This is a genomic window from Clostridium rhizosphaerae (assembly GCF_016765585.1).
Classification (GTDB): domain Bacteria; phylum Bacillota; class Clostridia; order Clostridiales; family Clostridiaceae; genus Clostridium_AT; species Clostridium_AT rhizosphaerae.
The window spans coordinates 62812-80592 of sequence record NZ_JAESWC010000023.1 but is presented as its reverse complement, the minus strand read 5'-3'; the positions used below and the strand labels follow the sequence as shown (position 1 = coordinate 80592).

Annotated in this window: 16 protein-coding genes and 1 pseudogene; 16 read left to right on the top strand and 1 reads right to left on the bottom strand. The window is 33.3% G+C overall.

Translation table 11 applies throughout. From position 1 onward, the window contains the following. Positions 1-291: 291 nt before the first annotated feature. From JK636_RS22700 to JK636_RS24195, 9 genes and pseudogenes are all read left to right on the top strand, one after another. On the top strand, positions 292-759 hold the full coding sequence (locus tag JK636_RS22700; protein ID WP_202751295.1) for a hypothetical protein: 468 nt from the start codon (positions 292-294) through the stop codon (positions 757-759). A gap of 266 nt (positions 760-1025) precedes the next feature. After that, positions 1026-1529: an NAD(+) diphosphatase gene (locus tag JK636_RS22695; RefSeq protein WP_202751294.1), complete on the top strand. Its 504-nt coding sequence runs from the start codon at positions 1026-1028 to the stop codon at positions 1527-1529. A gap of 560 nt (positions 1530-2089) precedes the next feature. Beyond that, on the top strand, positions 2090-3088 hold the full coding sequence (locus tag JK636_RS22690) for a tetratricopeptide repeat protein (protein WP_202751293.1): 999 nt from the start codon (positions 2090-2092) through the stop codon (positions 3086-3088). A 388-nt stretch (positions 3089-3476) separates the two neighbouring features. Beyond that, complete coding sequence (locus tag JK636_RS22685) at positions 3477-4268, top strand: flavodoxin family protein (protein WP_202751292.1); 792 nt, start codon at positions 3477-3479, stop codon at positions 4266-4268. Between the two features lie 312 nt (positions 4269-4580). Then, on the top strand, positions 4581-4820 hold the full coding sequence (locus JK636_RS22680) for a hypothetical protein (RefSeq protein WP_202751291.1): 240 nt from the start codon (positions 4581-4583) through the stop codon (positions 4818-4820). A 4-nt stretch (positions 4821-4824) separates the two neighbouring features. Beyond that, positions 4825-5010 (top strand): hypothetical protein, encoded by a 186-nt coding sequence (locus JK636_RS22675; protein WP_202751290.1) that lies wholly within the window; start codon positions 4825-4827, stop codon positions 5008-5010. A 579-nt stretch (positions 5011-5589) separates the two neighbouring features. After that, positions 5590-5961 carry a nuclear transport factor 2 family protein gene (locus JK636_RS22670; protein ID WP_202751289.1) on the top strand — a complete coding sequence of 124 codons (372 nt, stop codon included), beginning with the start codon at positions 5590-5592 and terminating at the stop codon, positions 5959-5961. 366 nt (positions 5962-6327) lie between these two features. Next, positions 6328-6933, top strand: coding sequence for a hypothetical protein (locus tag JK636_RS22665; protein WP_202751288.1), 606 nt, complete (start codon positions 6328-6330; stop codon positions 6931-6933). 24 nt (positions 6934-6957) lie between these two features. Next, positions 6958-7212 (top strand): annotated as a pseudogene (locus tag JK636_RS24195) (GNAT family N-acetyltransferase); the annotation flags it as partial. A 381-nt stretch (positions 7213-7593) separates the two neighbouring features. On the opposite strand, the gene JK636_RS22655 reads toward JK636_RS24195, so the two are convergent. Continuing rightward, positions 7594-8532, bottom strand: a complete 939-nt coding sequence (locus tag JK636_RS22655; RefSeq protein ID WP_202751287.1) for a WD40/YVTN/BNR-like repeat-containing protein — start codon at positions 8530-8532, stop codon at positions 7594-7596. Between the two features lie 351 nt (positions 8533-8883). On the opposite strand from JK636_RS22655, the gene fmt reads away from it, so the two are divergent. From fmt to JK636_RS22620, 7 genes are all read left to right on the top strand, one after another. Then, the gene (gene fmt, locus JK636_RS22650; RefSeq protein ID WP_202751286.1) at positions 8884-9837 is read left to right on the top strand and encodes a methionyl-tRNA formyltransferase; all 954 of its coding nucleotides are present in this window, start codon (positions 8884-8886) and stop codon (positions 9835-9837) included. Between the two features lie 339 nt (positions 9838-10176). Then, entirely contained in the window at positions 10177-11451 is a 1275-nt protein-coding gene (locus JK636_RS22645; RefSeq protein WP_202751285.1) for an MFS transporter, read from the top strand. A 435-nt stretch (positions 11452-11886) separates the two neighbouring features. Then, a complete protein-coding gene (locus JK636_RS22640; protein WP_202751284.1) occupies positions 11887-12816 on the top strand; it encodes an AraC family transcriptional regulator in 930 nt (309 codons plus the stop codon). 30 nt (positions 12817-12846) lie between these two features. Beyond that, positions 12847-15132, top strand: a complete 2286-nt coding sequence (locus tag JK636_RS22635; protein WP_202751283.1) for an excinuclease ABC subunit UvrA — start codon at positions 12847-12849, stop codon at positions 15130-15132. Between the two features lie 8 nt (positions 15133-15140). Further along, on the top strand, positions 15141-16121 hold the full coding sequence (locus tag JK636_RS22630) for a serine hydrolase domain-containing protein (protein ID WP_202751301.1): 981 nt from the start codon (positions 15141-15143) through the stop codon (positions 16119-16121). Between the two features lie 184 nt (positions 16122-16305). Beyond that, the gene (locus tag JK636_RS22625) at positions 16306-16608 is read left to right on the top strand and encodes a hypothetical protein (protein ID WP_202751282.1); all 303 of its coding nucleotides are present in this window, start codon (positions 16306-16308) and stop codon (positions 16606-16608) included. 157 nt (positions 16609-16765) lie between these two features. Further along, a complete protein-coding gene (locus tag JK636_RS22620; RefSeq protein WP_202751281.1) occupies positions 16766-17638 on the top strand; it encodes a PHP domain-containing protein in 873 nt (290 codons plus the stop codon). Positions 17639-17781 lie beyond the last annotated feature (143 nt).

Below are 17781 nucleotides of genomic sequence, written 5' to 3'. Positions count from 1 at the left end.
ATGAGTGTTGAACAGGGCTCAAACAGTTTAGACGACGGGATCATAAGTCCCAACAAAAAATACGATTTTCACCCAGTTTGATGGATATAGTATCTAAAATAAAGATAGGTTTATACACCAATTGAAGTAATTGGTTATAAACCTATTATACGAACAAAAAATTGCCGTTCACCTTGGCTTGAGAAGACAGCCAAGGCACACCTGCGAAGCTAAGAAAAGAGCTTTCTAAGCTTCTCGGCGTCGGAAATTCGAAACGTTATGTGAAATTGATTATATATCGGAGGTGGTTAAATGAAGCCTTATAGGCATAGCAAATTAGATTTTATATTGATTTTTCTATTATCATTTTATTTTGTGGTATTATATTTTAATAATTTAGGTGGCTTTAATATATCTATAACTATAATTATTACTGTATCTTTTGCTTTTGTATCATGGATGATGCTAAGGTATAAAGTTACATTAAAAGATGATTACATAGAATGTAAAAATCCTTTTATATTAAGAAAGCAAATATTACGGTACTCAGAAATTAACTGTATTAAATTTGAACATTATAAACACATCTTATTAAGATATCCTGTTCCTGCAATTTCAATATTAGAAAAGAAAAATCATAAGAAAATATTCATTATGTATAAATTGTTTAGAAAAAAAGATTTAGAAGAAATTATTAAATTTATAAAGAACAAAAATAATAGTGTTGTATTAAGCAAAGAAGTTACTCTGTCACTTGAAAATAGTAAAACTAATGCCTAAAGATGGAGCGAGTTTTTTTAGTTACTAAATTTGATATGTATATATGGAGGTGCAACTTCACATAACAAAGTGTCCCCATTCATTGTACCAGTTTTAGGTCAAGCCTACGAAGAAGCCACAACACACCTTTCAAGCTCATGAATGGTTTGAAAGGCCTCGGGGACACGTAGACGTTATGTGACATGATATATTTAAAAAAGCTTGTGCTTATAAAAATTACTATATCTTAGAAAGATTGATTATTATAATAGGGGGATTAAGGAAGTATGGATATAAATTATTGTCAAGTTTGTGGTGAGAAATTAACACTTAAACAGATAGGTGATGAGGGTATGATTCCTTTCTGTGAAACATGCCAAAAGCCTTACTTTAAGTCACCAGCTCCATGTGTTTTAGTTGTTGTTATAAATGAATATAATGAAGTTGTATTATTGAAGCAAGATTATGTATCAAAAACACATTGGGGTTTAATTGCTGGATTTATTACAGAAGGTGAAAATGCTGAAGATACAGTAATACGTGAGGTGAAAGAAGAGACAGGTCTTAATGTAAAATCATATAAATACATATCGAGTTATCATCAGTCCCAACGTAATTTGCTTATGTTAGGTTATCTAGCTCATGTTCAGAAAGCTGAATTTATTAAGTCATGTGAAGTTGATCAGATTAATTGGTTTTCAATTAATGATGCGATATTAAACTTAAGAGAAGGCAGTATGGGCAAGCAACTCTTTGAAGCTGCAATGAGTCGGTTTGAAGACTTGCTGTAATGTCTTTGTCTAAGATATTAAATTGCAGCATTTAGACCACACATCACATAACAAAAAATTTCCGTTCAGCTTGGCTTGAAAAGATAGCCAAGCTACACCTGCGACACTAATCCAAGTCTGGCTAAGTGTCTCGGCGTCGGAAATTGGAGACGTTAGGTGTAATTTCTAAAACGAAGTAGCAGTTGTAAAGAGTTTGGAATAAGGACAATCCATAGGAGATATAGGTAAATGATAATTTATATATTAAATTTGATAAACATATATGTATAGATTCAACGTTTCTTCATGATTACAGTGAAGCTTTTAAAGGATCATACCTTGACTACTTATAATTCATGAAGTAAGTGCACAATTTGACATATTAATAAATCATTGTTTTCAAAGTTGAGTTATTTGTAGTACTGATTTGATTAAGAACTAAGTAATTAAATGTGGAGCAGTTAAAATAAGCAAAACAGCATTTAAAGAAAAAAGTTCATGAAACGCTAGGGAGGTTTTTAAGGAGTATAGATATAAGTTTTTTATGGAAAAATTATAGTTAATAGGGGGATGCTTAAACGATGAAGTATTTAGTTAAAAGTGTAATGGTGGGTATATTATTTATTAGTATGGTACTTTTTAGTAGTTGTAGCATGTTAAAGTATAATTCAATTGGTAATTTTAACAAAGTTGAAGCAGAAAAGTTATACAAAGAGCAAAAATACGATGAAGCATTAAAAAATGTGGATGATTTCTTAGAAAAATATCCTAATAATGAGAAAGCTATTTCAGAAAAGGCATACATTCTTATAGGTAGTGGAAAAAATGAAGAGGGATTAGTACTTCTGACTGGCTTGTATGAAAATGGAGTTCAAAACTCTACAATCTTAAATAATATGAGTTGGGCTTATAATAATCTTCATATGTACACTATGGCAAATAAATATATTGATATATGCTTAAAATCACTTAATCCTACAGATAAAGAGTATATTAATAAGGGAAATGCACTTCATGGTTTAAAGAAATATGATCAGGCTATAGGTTACTATGATAAAGCTTTAGAAAAGGATCCCCAAAGCACATTAGCTCTTTGGGGTAAGGGCCTATGTTTATATGAAATGAAAGATTATAAAAAATGTTTGGTTTGTTTCCAGAAGTATGCAGAACAAGACGGTAATAATAAAAGTTTAAACTTCTACATAAAAAACTCTTTTATAAATCTTAAAGATCTTGATGGCGCGATAAACGAGTTTAATAAACAAATTAAAAAGAATCCGAATAATATTTCAGCTTATAGTTCACTTGCAAGTATATATGAACAAAAGGGAGAATTTCAGAAAACCATAGATTGTTATGATTATATAATTAAGAAATCGCCTGAAAATGCAGATGCATACTATAATAAGAGTATTAGCCTTATGAAACTTGGCAGGAGCGATGAAGCTATAGGTAATTTGAAGCTTGCTATAGAGTACGATGATGAATATGTATACGACATTTTAGACGAACCAGCATTTGATTCTCTAAAAAATAATGAGAAATTTAACGCTTTAATAAAAACTAAATCAACACAATAAGAAAAAATAAATGTGTATATCATAAAAAGCAAAATAAATTTTAGCATTAAATTTCTAATCTATTGTTAAGATAATTACTAATATTCTTGGAAAACTAATAAGTTAATAGAATGCTTGCATGATTAAGTCCAAAGTAAAGTTATAAAAACTACACCTAACAAAAAATTTCCGTCCAGCTTGGCTTGAAAAGATAGCCAAGCTACACCTGTAACACTAAGCCAAGTCTGGCTAAGTGTCGCAGCGTCGGAAATTCGAGACGTTATACGTAATTTTAGTTAAATAGAGTGACAGCTTAAAAATTTCAAAATTTGGTTTTATTGCGACATAATTATAGGAAAAGACAAAATAAATAGTATTTATTTAATCATATAATTGGGGGATATTTAAAATGAGGATATTGGTAATCAACGGCAGTCCACATAAAGGCAATACATGGCGGTTAACCGAGAAAGTAAAAGAACAAATACAAGATCTTGATAATACAGTAGAATTTGAAGAGATACATTTAAGCGAATTGTATATTCCACTCTGCACAGGTTGTAGCCTGTGCTTTAGGAAAGGACATATTTTTTGCCCTCATAATCAATATATACAGCCTATTATGGATAAAATTGAAAGATGTGATGGAGTAATTTTTGCTGTTTCCTGTTTTCAAGGTGCCATTCCCGCCATTGCCAAAAACCTTACCGACCATTTAGCATTTTTGCTTCATCGCCCAAGATACTTTGATAAAAAGGCTTTAATAATTTCCACTACTGGTGGTGTTTCTGCAAATAGTGTTACTCAATCTCTTGCCAATACACTACCAGGATGGGGATTTAATAAATGCTATCAATTACCGATTGTCGCATTAAGTTGGAATGACTATAAACCATCGGAAAAACACATAAAAAAGGCTTATAAAATTTCGAAATCATTTTATATAGATTTAAAATCAAGAAAACTTCACTCTCCCAAAATTGGAGTTTTAATTCCTTTCAACTTATTTCAAGCCATGTATGAGGAATATGCACCTGGAACAGAATACGAAACACAAGACGGAGTTTTTTGGAAACAATATGTCGGTATGAGATATGCTTCAGGAATTCCATTGCCAATACATAAAAAAGTGTTTGGAAAACTAATCTATCGAATTGGAAAATATCTTTCACCAAAGATGATTGTTACATATAAAAAATGAATATTATCTGTTAATGAGTTGTTTCGGTATATTCTTTAATACAAAATTAATTTAAAGATAGCTAGAGAAGACTCAGCTCAAAGTTTAGTAACTAAAACTACGTATAACAATGCACTCAAATTCGCTTTGGCTTGGGAAGACAGCCAAAGCACATTCCTTCAATGGCGCAAGTGCAGCCAAAGGGTATTCCTCTGGGGGCCAGTTCGAGAACGTCTTGAATGCGAAACGTTAGATGACATGCAGTGATGTGTTGTATACATAGAAGATATATCATAGAAATATTTAAGGTTTTTAGCAGGAGGATTATGCAAATTGGATAATATAGATAAACGGAGTAGACTTAAAGAAGAACCTTTTTCATATAGGGTATCGAAAGACAATAAGGTATTTATATTTTGGTATGAAAAACAAGTAATGATATTAAAGGGTAAAGAAAGTGAGAAATTTTTAGCTAAAGTAGAAAAAGCAGATACAATAGAATCACAATTGATTATGGCTAAAATTACTGGTAACTTTAAACATGGAAATGAAAAAATGAATAAAGCGAGGTGAAAATATGGATTTTAAGAACACTCTAGAACTGCACCTAGACTCTATGAGAAATAAATATTTAAACAAATTTATATCAACAGTTAAACTGGAGGATATTATTTTAATTATGCCTAATGGAACTCTAATAAAAGAGAAAGAAGAATTTATTGAGTTACATAAAAATTGGTTTGCAGATAACGACTGGGATTAAAATTATAAAATACTAAACATTGAAGAGAGTATAGAAATCGCCTATGCACTAGCAACGATCGACTATAAAGATTGTGATGAAGAAGGAAACATAATTAAGATGAATTACTATTTAAATTTAATTTTTTGTAAGCAAGATGGGAAATGGCTTTTAATCCATGATCAGAACACGGTATATAAATAATTTATTCAAATAAAGTAAAGGATTATAGTTAAAGAAAGGTATTTATATACCTATAGATACAGAAATATACACGGTCATCTAAACAATACATTCAAGTTCGCTTTGGCATTAAAAACACTGCCAAAGCACATTCCTTCACCAAGCCAGGTCTGGCTAGGCTCAGGAACGTCTTGAGTGCGAGACGTTATACGTAATTTCAGATAAAAGCAGCACCAAATCAAAGATTTTTTAAACATTTTATTATAATATAATTGTAACTTAAGGTGATATAATTATATAGTTAGGTTTACTTAAGGTGAGCAGTATAATAAGTAAGAGGTGTTTTTGAGTGAGAATTTTATCTTAAGTATGTCGGAATATTATTAAAAAAATTCAATAGTTAAAGGAGAAAACTATATGGTAAATAAACTAAAAGGCATAGCAAAGGCTTTTCTTCAAGGAATTGTAACAGATAAAGTTCGAGATGTTTATGATTTATATACATTACCTAATTTTAAACATCACAATGGATTTTATAGTGGTGATAGAGAATCACTTTTAGAAGGAATGGTCGATAGTAATACAGTATTTCCAAATAAAAAGTTAACTATAAAATTGGCAGTTGCGGAGCCACCATACGTGACTTTGCTTTCTCATGTTCAAATCACAGAAGATAAAGAGGTAGCTGTGGTACATCTTTATCGTTTTGAGGGGGAAAAGATTGCCGAAATGTGGGATATATCTCAAGAGGTTCCTGAGAATTCTCCTAATGAAAACAGTATGTTTTAATATAAAATGATAATTAATTTATTTAGCATTCTTCTTAATTGCGCAACTAATTTAAAGTTAATTAAAATAAACTTTATTAAAAATGTGATGATTAAAACTACATATAACAAAATGCTACCGTCCACCTTGGCTGGTAGCTTTTTTAAAGTGAAAATATGTAAATTTATAGTTTATAATCAAAATATAAGTTAATAGTGAAGAAACGCCAAGGCACATTCCTTTACCAAGCGCGTCGCGCTAGGGCTCAGGAACGTCGTCAGCACAAAACGTTATATGCAACCAGGTTGGAAGAAAATGCTTTAATAAGGGGTAAAAACAGTATATACTATTAAAAATTATATATAATTTTAAAATGGGGATGAGATTTTGGAATATCTAAATGAATATAAAATTTGTAAAGCGGATTCAGAAGAATGGGCAAGATACCATGCTATCTATAGATTAACTAATTTTAATGAATGGATGTCGCTTAGCTTTCAAAGTGATATAGACCGCTATGCAAAAACGAATTTCTGTTATTGGGTAATATTAGATAATAAGCGAATCGGAGGGGCCTTTATAAAGCCTAATATGCTTAAATGTATATTTACTCTACCTCCATTTCATAATCATAGTCAGTTAATAAAAGTTTTAACTTTATATGCTGCTACAATATCCGATAAAAGCAATCCAATTGTGGTGCCTGATGCTGATATAAGTAATGTTGATTACTATAAGAATTTAGGATTTATACTTGAAAAAATTGATAAACTTATGATTTGCCCAACTAATGAATTTGATATAGAATTGGAAGAACGATATAAATTTATGTTTCCTAGAAGGGAACATGCAGAAGAAATGGCCAATCTATATTTTCAGACATACAGCAATAATAAGCTTCATTATATAGCCACACAATCTTATGAATTTCAAGTATCAAGTGTCAAGGTTTTCTTTGATCATATAAAGTCAATGAATGTGACTAATGAATAGTCCACATTAGTATATGATAATGTAACAAAAAAGTTTGTAGGAGCATGTACAGTTAGCCTTGTTAATGATTTGCCATATATTCTTGATTTTGTTGTTCATCCTGATTTTCAAAGAAAGGGGCTAGCATCTATGATGATGCATAGAACGTTGAAACTATTTTTCAATAGCTATCCCGCCGTAAGATTAAATATTACTGAAGGAAATGATGCGGAAGTATTTTATGATATGTTGGGATTTATAAGTTTAGCAAGAAAGGGATATATGAGTAAGCTGATCTGAGTTTAGTGACTGTGGCAGCATATATCAATGCACTCAAGTTCGCTTTGGCTTGTAAAGATAGCCAAAGCACATTCCTTCACTGGCGCAAGCGCATCAAGTACGGTTCAGGAACGTCTTGAGTGCGAGACGTTAGATGCAATTTTGTTTAACAGCGTAACGGCTTAAAAGGTTTTAATTAGTTTATGATACAATAATAAAAAAGACGAATCATAAATAAATCTAAGTCAAGGGAGGTTAAGTATAAGCTTTTGCTGATCAGCAGAAGCCGCTGTATCCTTAGTTTTTTTGTGCCACAGCCTGCAAATGTAGTAATTAGCAAAGCGAAAGCTATAATAAATGATATTACTTTTTACCTAAAACTCTCTCAAATATAATATTTCTTTATCTGTATTGAAGTATTTTTGTAGACCCATCAGTGTATGTTAATGTAAGAAATTTTCCATCCTGAGATAAATATAAAGCTCCATTATTTAAATCTGGAAAAGCCTCGCTTGTCCATGTTTTCACACCATCGCTGCTCCTGACGGCTTGAATCTTATAATCTTTATTCATGTAAGCTATAAAGGCATTGTTTTCATCCGTAAAATTAAGAACCACACGCTGTTCAAATTTTGCACTGGGATACAGGTCTTTTAAATTTAAAGGCTGTTTTATAAAGGTTTTTCCGCCATCTTTAGTTAAATATAAATTATTCTTGTTATCAATTATATATCCATTATCAGGAGTTCTTAAATATATAGCAAGAATTTCTTCAATTTCTTCAGGAACTATAATATTGTCCCAGGTATTACCGCCATCCTTAGTACTGCCGAGGAATAGTGTTTTTGAATTATACTCGAACTTATTTGCTGTTGCAATCCAACCAGTATTTTCATCAACAAAGCTTAAATATCTTGGATGATTTGGTTCAGACTGCCCAAAACATGACACTCCCCTCCAGTTTTTACCCCCATCCATTGTTTTTAGCACAGTACTACCGTTGCCGCTTGCATAAGCAACTTTGGTGTTTACGATGTTTAAGCCAAATAAGCAAAGAGAAGAGTTGCTACTTAAATCCCAGGTTTTTCCGCCATCTATAGTGTAGTGAATTTCTCCACCTAACCCCACAGAAATCCCACATTTCTCATTGAAAAAACCCACCATATTTCTTGAAAACAAATCTACTGGCTCAGAAGTTAGCTTCCAAGTTGGATTCGCTTGTGAAACAACCTTCACTGATTGATTTGATGAATCTGTGTGTTTAACAGTTTTTTCGCAGCCATAAAATAATGATGAAATTAAAAGGATAGCTATCAAAGATAATATTTTTATTTTTTTCAACATATTTCCCCCCAAAGTTGATTTTTTGTTTTATTATGAATAAATTTTACCATCATTATCCTTTGAACAATATGTAGTTTTGACAGTAGTATTGAGCATTTTAACAATTTTATTTAGTAAATAACATGATAATAAGGCAGCATAGTAAACTGATCAGCAGCTTATGTATTGAATGCTGGTCAGTTTTTTATCTAAGCTAGTTTTAAGAATCCTGTTGAAAATTATGCTCAATAAGTATACCCATAATTACCCATTTGCTGTATAATAGTTTTTATTCATATTTGTAATTTATTGTGTAACTAATGAATAACTACAAAATATATTTTGTAGTATCAAAGGGAGGTATCAATAATGAAAATAGTTTTTATGGGAACTCCTGATTTTGCAGTTCCCTCATTGAAGAAAATGATAGAGAAATATAATGTAAGTGCGATTGTAACACAACCTGATAAACCAAGTGGAAGAGGGAAAAAGGTAGCAATTTCACCAATCAAAGAGGTCGGACTATCGAATCAAATTCCAATTTTTCAGCCCGAAAAAATAAAAACAGACTCTGTAATTATTGATAAATTAAAAGAAATAAAACCTGATTTTATTATTGTTGTAGCATATGGTCAAATCATAACTAAGGATATACTTGACATACCTAGACTCGGATGTATTAATCTACATGCATCTCTCCTCCCAAAGTTTAGGGGGTCATCACCAATAAATTGGAGTTTAATAAATGGGGAGAAAAAAACTGGAAATACAACTATACTAATGGATACTGGTATAGATACGGGCGATATGCTTATGAGAAGTGAGTTTGAAATATCTGAATCTATGACAGCAGGAGAATTGTACCAATTATTAAAAATAAACGGTGCTGAACTGTTAGAGAAAACAATAAATGGAATTATCACAGGTAAAATTTGTGGGGTAAAACAACAGAGTGAAGGAAGTTCTTATGTACAGCTGTTAAACAAGCAAATGGCAAAGATTAATTGGAATGACAGTAGTATTAACATACATAATTTAATAAGAGGCTTGAGTTCTTGGCCATATAAAAATATAAACTCATGGCCAACTGCTCATACTTATTATAAGGATATTCCAATTAAAATACTCAAATCCAAGTCATTAGAGGCAAATATTATTAAACCACCTGGTTATATCATAGATGCAAATAATGAAGGAATTACGGTCGCCACTAATAACGGTATTCTGATTATAGAAATATTACAGTTTCCAGGGGGGAAACCTCTTGATGTAAAAGAATTTTTAAAAGGGAATAAAATAGAAAAAGACATTGTATTATCATAATCATAATTGATTAATAGTCTATATAGGACTACAATATTATGATTATTGGTTCGTAATATTCTTATAATGCGATTTAAATTTAAAGTTAAAAGAGTAGATTTAGCATAAAGTGTAGCGGCTAAAACTGCAACTAACAATGCACTCAAGTTCGCTTTGCCTGTATAGTGTAAAGCCTTCGAAGTAGCGCTGAGGCACGTCGTGTGTGCGAGACGCTATACGACATTTTAGATAAACATAACGACAGTTTATAAGTCTTTTGTTTTGGTTTTATATCGACGTAATTGCAATATGTTCCAAAAGACTTGGATAACAATCATCAATTGCTTAGGGGGATGTCACATGGAAAATGAAGTTGAGAATAAGTCAATAGAATTTAAATTAATTGATAAATTAGACCGTGAGGAAGACTTACAAAAAGAACTATGGAATAGGAATTTTATTCTGATAGTACAAGGGCAATTGATATCAGTTTTTGGAGATAACATTTATGAAATAGCACTTAGCTTTTGGATTCTTTCAATAACAGGCTCTACGGCATTAATGGCAGCGACTATGGCTGTTACAGTGGTGCCTAGAATTTTAATTTCACCTTTTGCAGGAACTTTTATTGATAGGCACGATAGAAGAAACATAATGATTATTACAGATGCTATTAGGGGGATATCAATACTCTTTATTGGAATAGCAGCAGTAATAGGATTTATACAAATATGGATGATTATTGTAATAGGAATTATTGTAGGAATATGTGGTTGTTTTTTTAGTCCAGCAATTAATTCAGCTATACCTGATATTGTTTCGAAATCTAAACTCATAAAGGCGAACTCGGTGCTTTCGTTGGCAAATACGGCAAATTATATGGTAGGAAATGCAGTAGGTGGTTTTATAGTTCAGATTTTAGGAGCACCAATAATATTTATAATAAATGGAGTGAGTTTTTTGTTTTCAGCCGCTGCTGAATTTTTCGTTAAAATACCACAGGTTGAGGAAATATCAAAAAATGTGGATTTTCTTGAAGATATGAAAGCTGGTATTAATTTCGTTAAAAATTCAAAAGGTCTAAAATATCTCTTTATAACAATTTGCTTTTTTAATTCTTTTGCATCCATGTCAATGACATTAACATTGCCATGGTTTAAAATGAATAAACAGCTTGGTTTAGCATTTTACGGAATTGCAATGGCTATTAATGCTTTAGGAATGTTAATTGGTTTTACTGCATTATCTAGTATAGAAGTTAAAAAAGAACGAAAATTTTTTGCTTTCATTTCTAGCGGAATTCTGCTTTCCATTACAATGATTATTTATTCTCTTACATTAAATAGATATTTAATAGGAATTATGTTCTTTATAGATGGATTTTGTATAGCAATAGTGAACTCATTAATTCAATCAAGTATTCAGATAAATGTGCATTCAAGTATGAGAGCTAAAGCATTTGCACTTAAAGATATGTTGACATATGCTTTAGTGCCACTATCTATGATAATTGCAGGTATATTAGCTGAAAAGGTAAAAATAAATATAATTATTATGGTGGATTATGTAGTGTTTCTTACAATATTTGTTTTACTTGTATTCGTGTCAAGTGTTAAAGAAATGATGAATACATGATTTTTTGAATAAATTGAATTTTGCAGGTAATATATATTAAGTAATACCTATTATGGTGATTAATCTAAGTATTAGTAATATAATTTTTATAAGAGTAGCTTCATATGGTCAAAGTATTCATTTTATTTAACAATATAATTTGATAAAGATAAATTTTGGGTTTATGTTATACACAAGTTAAATTAATTACTTGCGATAAGATGAACCGTACCATAAGTAAATGAGATTTATAGCCTTAGCCATTGAAATAACTTGGCTAGGGCTATTTTTATAGGTGAAAATACCGTATCATAAGTAATAATTAATTTACAAAATATGTTATAATAAAAGAGAAAAGTAGTTTTCAAGTGTTAGACAAATAGTAAGTTGTAGGGGAGATTATTTATAAATAACATTTCTGTTATACTGGGATTAACAGGAACAGGAGGGGATGATATGTCAGAACAGAAGTCTCAGGAAGAGTACATACGAAGAATTCATAAAGTGCAGGATTACATCGAGCATCATTTAGGACAGTCCCTGTCCGTTGAGGAGCTTTCCAATGCCGCCGGGTTTTCCAAATATCATTTAAGCCGGATCTTTCAGGGCATGTTACATGAGCCGTTAGCCCATTATGCGAACCGGATTCGCATGGAGAATGCACTTTTTTTGCTGGCACACCGAGCAGATAAAAATATGACGGACATTGCCTATGAACTGGGCTATACGGATTCAGCGGTATTTTCACGGGCATTTAAGAATTACTATGGCATAACTCCAAGAGAATATCGGAAGGAATATAGCAAGAATTGCAAAGATTCTTTTTTATTGTCAGAGTACAATAAGAACACAGCAAAGAAAGAATGGGCAGGCCAATTGTTTCCCGTGACTGGGCAGATTACCATAGTAAACCTGGAGGAAAAGCAGGTGGCTTATGTGAGATATATAGGCACTTATGAGACATTAGCAAAGGAGTATGCCAATTTGATGCAGACATTAATTGCTTATGCAAAGAAGCAGCACCTTTTTGTGGATAGTCAGAACTGGGTGCTTGCCATGTATCATGACAATCCGGAATTCGGAGAGGAGAATAAGTTTCGTACTAGTCTGTGTCTAACGGTGTCAGAGGACATTCGGGTTCAGGAAGACGGAATCCTTGGAATGATGAAATTAGAAGGCGGGTTGTATGTGGTGGGACATTTTCGGATTCAGCAGGAACAGTACAGTGATGCCTGGAATTACATGTATCATGAGTGGCTCACGGGCAGTGGTTATGTTCCAAGAAACTCCTATCCATTTGAAGTGTATCGCAACAATCCGCATGCCAATGAGCGCCATATCCATGAGGTGGACATATACGTTCCTATTGAGCCCATTCATTTCTAATATGCTGCAAATCGATTCAGAGGTGAGCATATGGAAGAAATCAAGATTCAAGGAGCACGCATCCATAATCTGAAAAATATTAATCTAACAATTCCTAAGCATAAACTAGTGGTCATTACAGGTATCAGTGGTTCCGGTAAATCCAGTCTTGCATTTGATATCCTGTTTGAAGAGGGCAAGAACCAGTATCTAAGGTCCATTGGCATTCTGGCTGGACTTGATAACGAGGATCGGTTTGATACGATGGAAGGCATCGGTCCAACGGTGGCGGTGCGCCAGAATACAATCCGGCAGAGCAATCCTCGTTCCACAGTTGGTACGAAGACCGGAATTCTTAACCAGCTGGCTCTTGTTTATGCCAGTGATGGAAAAGCTTTAGATGAGAGTGAACATCTTTCCCCAGGCAGTTTTCTCTATACAACGGCCGATGGTATGTGTATTAGCTGCCAGGGCAGAGGTTCTTATTATGATATCAATCTGAAAAAGCTGATTCCAGATAAAACAACAACCCTTTTGGAGGTATATGATAGCCTGCAGGTAACAGCTGGTTTCTTACGGATTCTAAAGAATAAATACGGCATGTATTTTGAGACTTCATTCTGGGAACTTCCAGAAGATATTCAAGGCGAAGTGGTCTATGGAGCCTATGACAATGGCAAACAAAGCTACTGTCTAGAGCGGATACTAAGAAATGCTTATGAAAAGGGGGAGGATGTGGAGGAAGTCTATGCAAAGACGACCTGTCCAGATTGTCATGGAGAGCGAATAGGTCAAGAAGCGAGAGAAGTATTCCTTGGTGGAAAGCAGATTGGCGAGCTGGGACAGATGACACTGTCTGGTCTTCTTGATTTCATAAATGGAATACCTGCGGAAGAACTATCTCAGTTTGGCAAGAACGTGGTAAAGAATGTGATGGAGAAATTAAAGCATCTAATACAGTTTAGTTTAGGATATCTAACTCTTTACCGGGAGCTGGCTTCTTTAAGCGGTGGCGAGGTACAGCGTATATTTCTTCATATCCATCTGGAGTCCAGACTGGATTCCCTGATCTATGTCTTTGATGAACCCATGGCAGGTCTGCACCCATCGGAGAAGCAAAGCATGATTGAAGCGGTAAAGGAATTAAGAGACCTTGGCAATACAGTGATTGTGGTGGAGCATGATAAAGAGATGATTCGTCATGCTGACCATATTATCGAGATTGGCCCTAAGGCAGGCATAGAAGGTGGAACGGTGGTCTACCAGGGTGATTATGAAGGATACGAGAAAGAGGACACTCTGCTTAGTCAGTATCTTTTCAGCAAACATTTGATGCTGGAAAGAACGGTGAGAACGGATAGGTTTGATAAGGAAGATAGTCTTACCTTGGAACATGTAAGGACCCATTATTTAAAGGACTTAACAGTAGCATTTCCGCTTCATGCCATGGTTGGCATTGCGGGATTATCCGGAAGTGGTAAGAGTTCTCTAATAGAGGAGACACTTATGAAACGTCTTGCCAATGCCAGGAAATATGGTCATGCAAAGGGGATAGCAGGAGTAGAACGGATTAGTGGTTATGCAAAGATATCTCAGGAGCCCATTGGTAGAAGTGTCAATTCTACGCCTGCCTCTTATATTGGTATCTGGGATAAGATCCGAGAACTTTTTGCCAAACAGCCGGAAGCAAAAATAAGAAACATGAGTGCCGGACATTTTTCCTTTCATTCTAAAGGGGCATGTCCAGACTGTGGTGGTAGTGGTTATGAAAGAATCTTTCTGACCTCTGATTTTTCAGTAGATAAGCTCTGCCAGACCTGTCATGGCAAGCGGTTTAATGAAGAAAGTCTTTCTGTGGACTATAACGGAAAAACGATTGTCGATGTGTTAGAGATGAGCATTGTCCAAGCTATTTTCTTCTTTGAAGATCAGAATAGCATTGTGAAACCACTGTGTATCTTAGAGCAGATGGGCATGGGGTACTTAACGCTTGGTCAGCCGTCTTCTTCTTTAAGTGGTGGTGAGGCACAGAGAGTGAAGCTTGCCAAAGAGCTGGGACGGCAGTTAAAGGGTAATATGCTCTATGTGTTAGATGAACCAACCACCGGACTTAGCCTATATGATACGGCATTGTTACTAAAGCTGTTAGATCAGCTGGTTGCCAGTGGCAATTCAGTGATTATCATCGAACACAATGTAGAGGTATTAAGAAGCTGTGATTATATCATTGAACTTGGTCCAGAAGGTGGAGACAAGGGCGGTGAGATTATAGCAAAAGGAACACCAGAGAGGCTGAGAGACAATCCGAATTCCAAGACAGGGAGGTATCTTTCATGAACTTAGATATGAATCAAAGAAAAAAGATAGGGTTGGAAAAGATAATAAACAGTAGCTATAACAACACTGCAGGCATAATTGTACTAAAAAACGGTAAACCATTATATGAAAATTACTATAATGGATATACTGCTGCTAACAACCTTCATGTTTTTTCAGTAACAAAAAGTATTATTTCCATATTGATTGGTATTGCCATAGACAAAGGTTATATCAAAAATATCAATCAGAAAGTATTGGGTTTTTTCCCTGATTATGTAGTTAAAAAAGGAGAAAAAACGATACAGAATATTACACTTAAGGATATGATGACTATGACAGCTCCATATAAATATAAGTCAGAACCCTATACAGAATATTTTACAAGCGATAATTGGGTAAATAGTGCACTTGATTTATTAGGAGGCAAGGGAAAGATAGGAGAATTTAGATACACTCCTCTCATAGGACCAGATATTTTGTCTGGTATTCTTGTAAAAGCAACAGGACAATCCGTGCTTGATTTTGCAACAAAATACTTATTTTCACTATTGGGAATTAATGTTGAGGGCAATGTAGTTTTTCGTAATAAGGAGGAACAACTTGTCTGGTATAAAGAGAAAAATGTCAGAGGCTGGGTTGCTGATCCGCAAGGTGTAAATACAGCAGGATGGGGTCTTACCTTGACCCCTATGGATATGGCAAAAATAGGTCAATTGTACTTGGATGAAGGAATGTGGAAGGATAAACAAATTATATCGACAGAGTGGATAGATGAGAGTACAAAAGAACATAGCCGATGGGGCAGGCTGTCGTATGGCTATCTGTGGTGGATTATTGATGATAAAGAACATATCTATGCAGCTTTGGGAGATGGAGGAAATGTGATTTATGTTAATACAAAGAAAAAAATGGTAGTTTCTATTGCTTCTCTTTTTATGCCACGTGCTAAGGATAGAATAAAACTTATTAAAGAGTATATTGAACCAATGTTTGAGAATTGTATATAGTGAATCTCAATTTCGGGGAGATTACCAGCATTTGCATAAGAATAAAATGGAAAAAACTCATTTAGAGTAGTTACGGAGAACCGTACCATAAGTAGCTTTGGTTTATTCAATAAATATGAGACAAATTTTATATTATTATTTGAACTATCTGCACAAGAAATTTGTGAACTTTTGGGGGGATAAAATGAGGTATATAGAGGATAAGAATTTTAAATATAAAGATGAACTTATAAAAGAATTAAGAGCTTACAATTTAAAACATACTGGTGAAAAAGATTCATCAACTGAATATTTTTATGCTATTGATGGTGAAAAACTGGTTGGAAGTGTATATACAGAAGTTGAATCTAGAGTAGAAGAATTTAAGTCTATTGGTTTTGATATTGGAGGAATTACTGAAAGAACACCAAGAACAACTAGATGTTTCTATTTGAAGAATATTGATTTTGATATAAAACGGTATATACTCAAAAGAGCTATCCAATAACAAACGAAAAGTATTTTATGGAAAAAACATTAATGAAATATTAATCATTTAAAATGAGTGAGATATAATCTGAATTTATTATTTAATGTCGCGCTGATGAAATAATTCAGAATACTGACAATCTATATTTTTAAGATAAAGAGGAAGGTGTTTTCTTATGGCTTATGTTGATTTACATATACATTCAAACAAAAGTGATGATGCGGAGTTTAGCATAAGAGAAATTGTTGAAATGTGTGCTGAGAAAAAAATGAGAAGAATTTCAATTACTGACCATAATTCTGTAAAAGGTGTCGCTGAAGCCATTAAACTTGGCCAAAAATCAAATATGGATGTTATCTCAGGAATAGAAATTGATTGTGTAAATAATAACGAAACAAATTTTCATTTACTTGGATATATGATTGACTATAAACGCAAAGAATTCCTGGAAATAGAAGAAAGCATATTCAAACAAGAAATGAACTCCGCCTCTGAGAAAATTTATAAATTCAAGAAATATACTGGAATACCATTAGACGAGAAAGAGATATACGATAAATCAGAGGGGGAAATTATTTCCGGAGAATTAATAGCAGAGGTTGTCTTAACAAAGGAATATGCCGGTAAATATCAAATTCTAAAACCGTACTTAAAAGGTGGCAGCAGAAGTGACAGGCCATATGTAAATTTTTATTGGGACTTTTTTGCGCAAGGGAAGCCGGCTTATGTGAAAATTAATTTCATATCACTAGGAGATGCTATTAGCTTAGTAAAATCAACGGGAGGGGTTCCGGTTTTAGCTCACCCTGGGCAGAACTTGAAAAATGACTTTTCGCAGCTCGACAATATTATTGGTCAGGGAATTGAAGGTATAGAAGCATTTTCTTCATATCATTCTAGGGAAGCATCAGAATATTTCTATAAAAAAGCATTGGAGAATAATCTTATAGTAACTTGTGGCAGTGATTTCCATGGAAAAACTAAGCCTGACATTAAGATTGGAGATTGCAACTTAACTATTGATGAAAGTATGATTTTAAATGTCTGAGTAAACATTAAAAAATTTAAAATGTCATATAACAAAAAATCCAGTGTAACTAAGAAAAGAGATTTCTAGGCTTCTCGGTGTCGGGAATTAGGAATATTATATGACATTTTAAATCTATAAAGTTTTGTTTACGCATAACATTT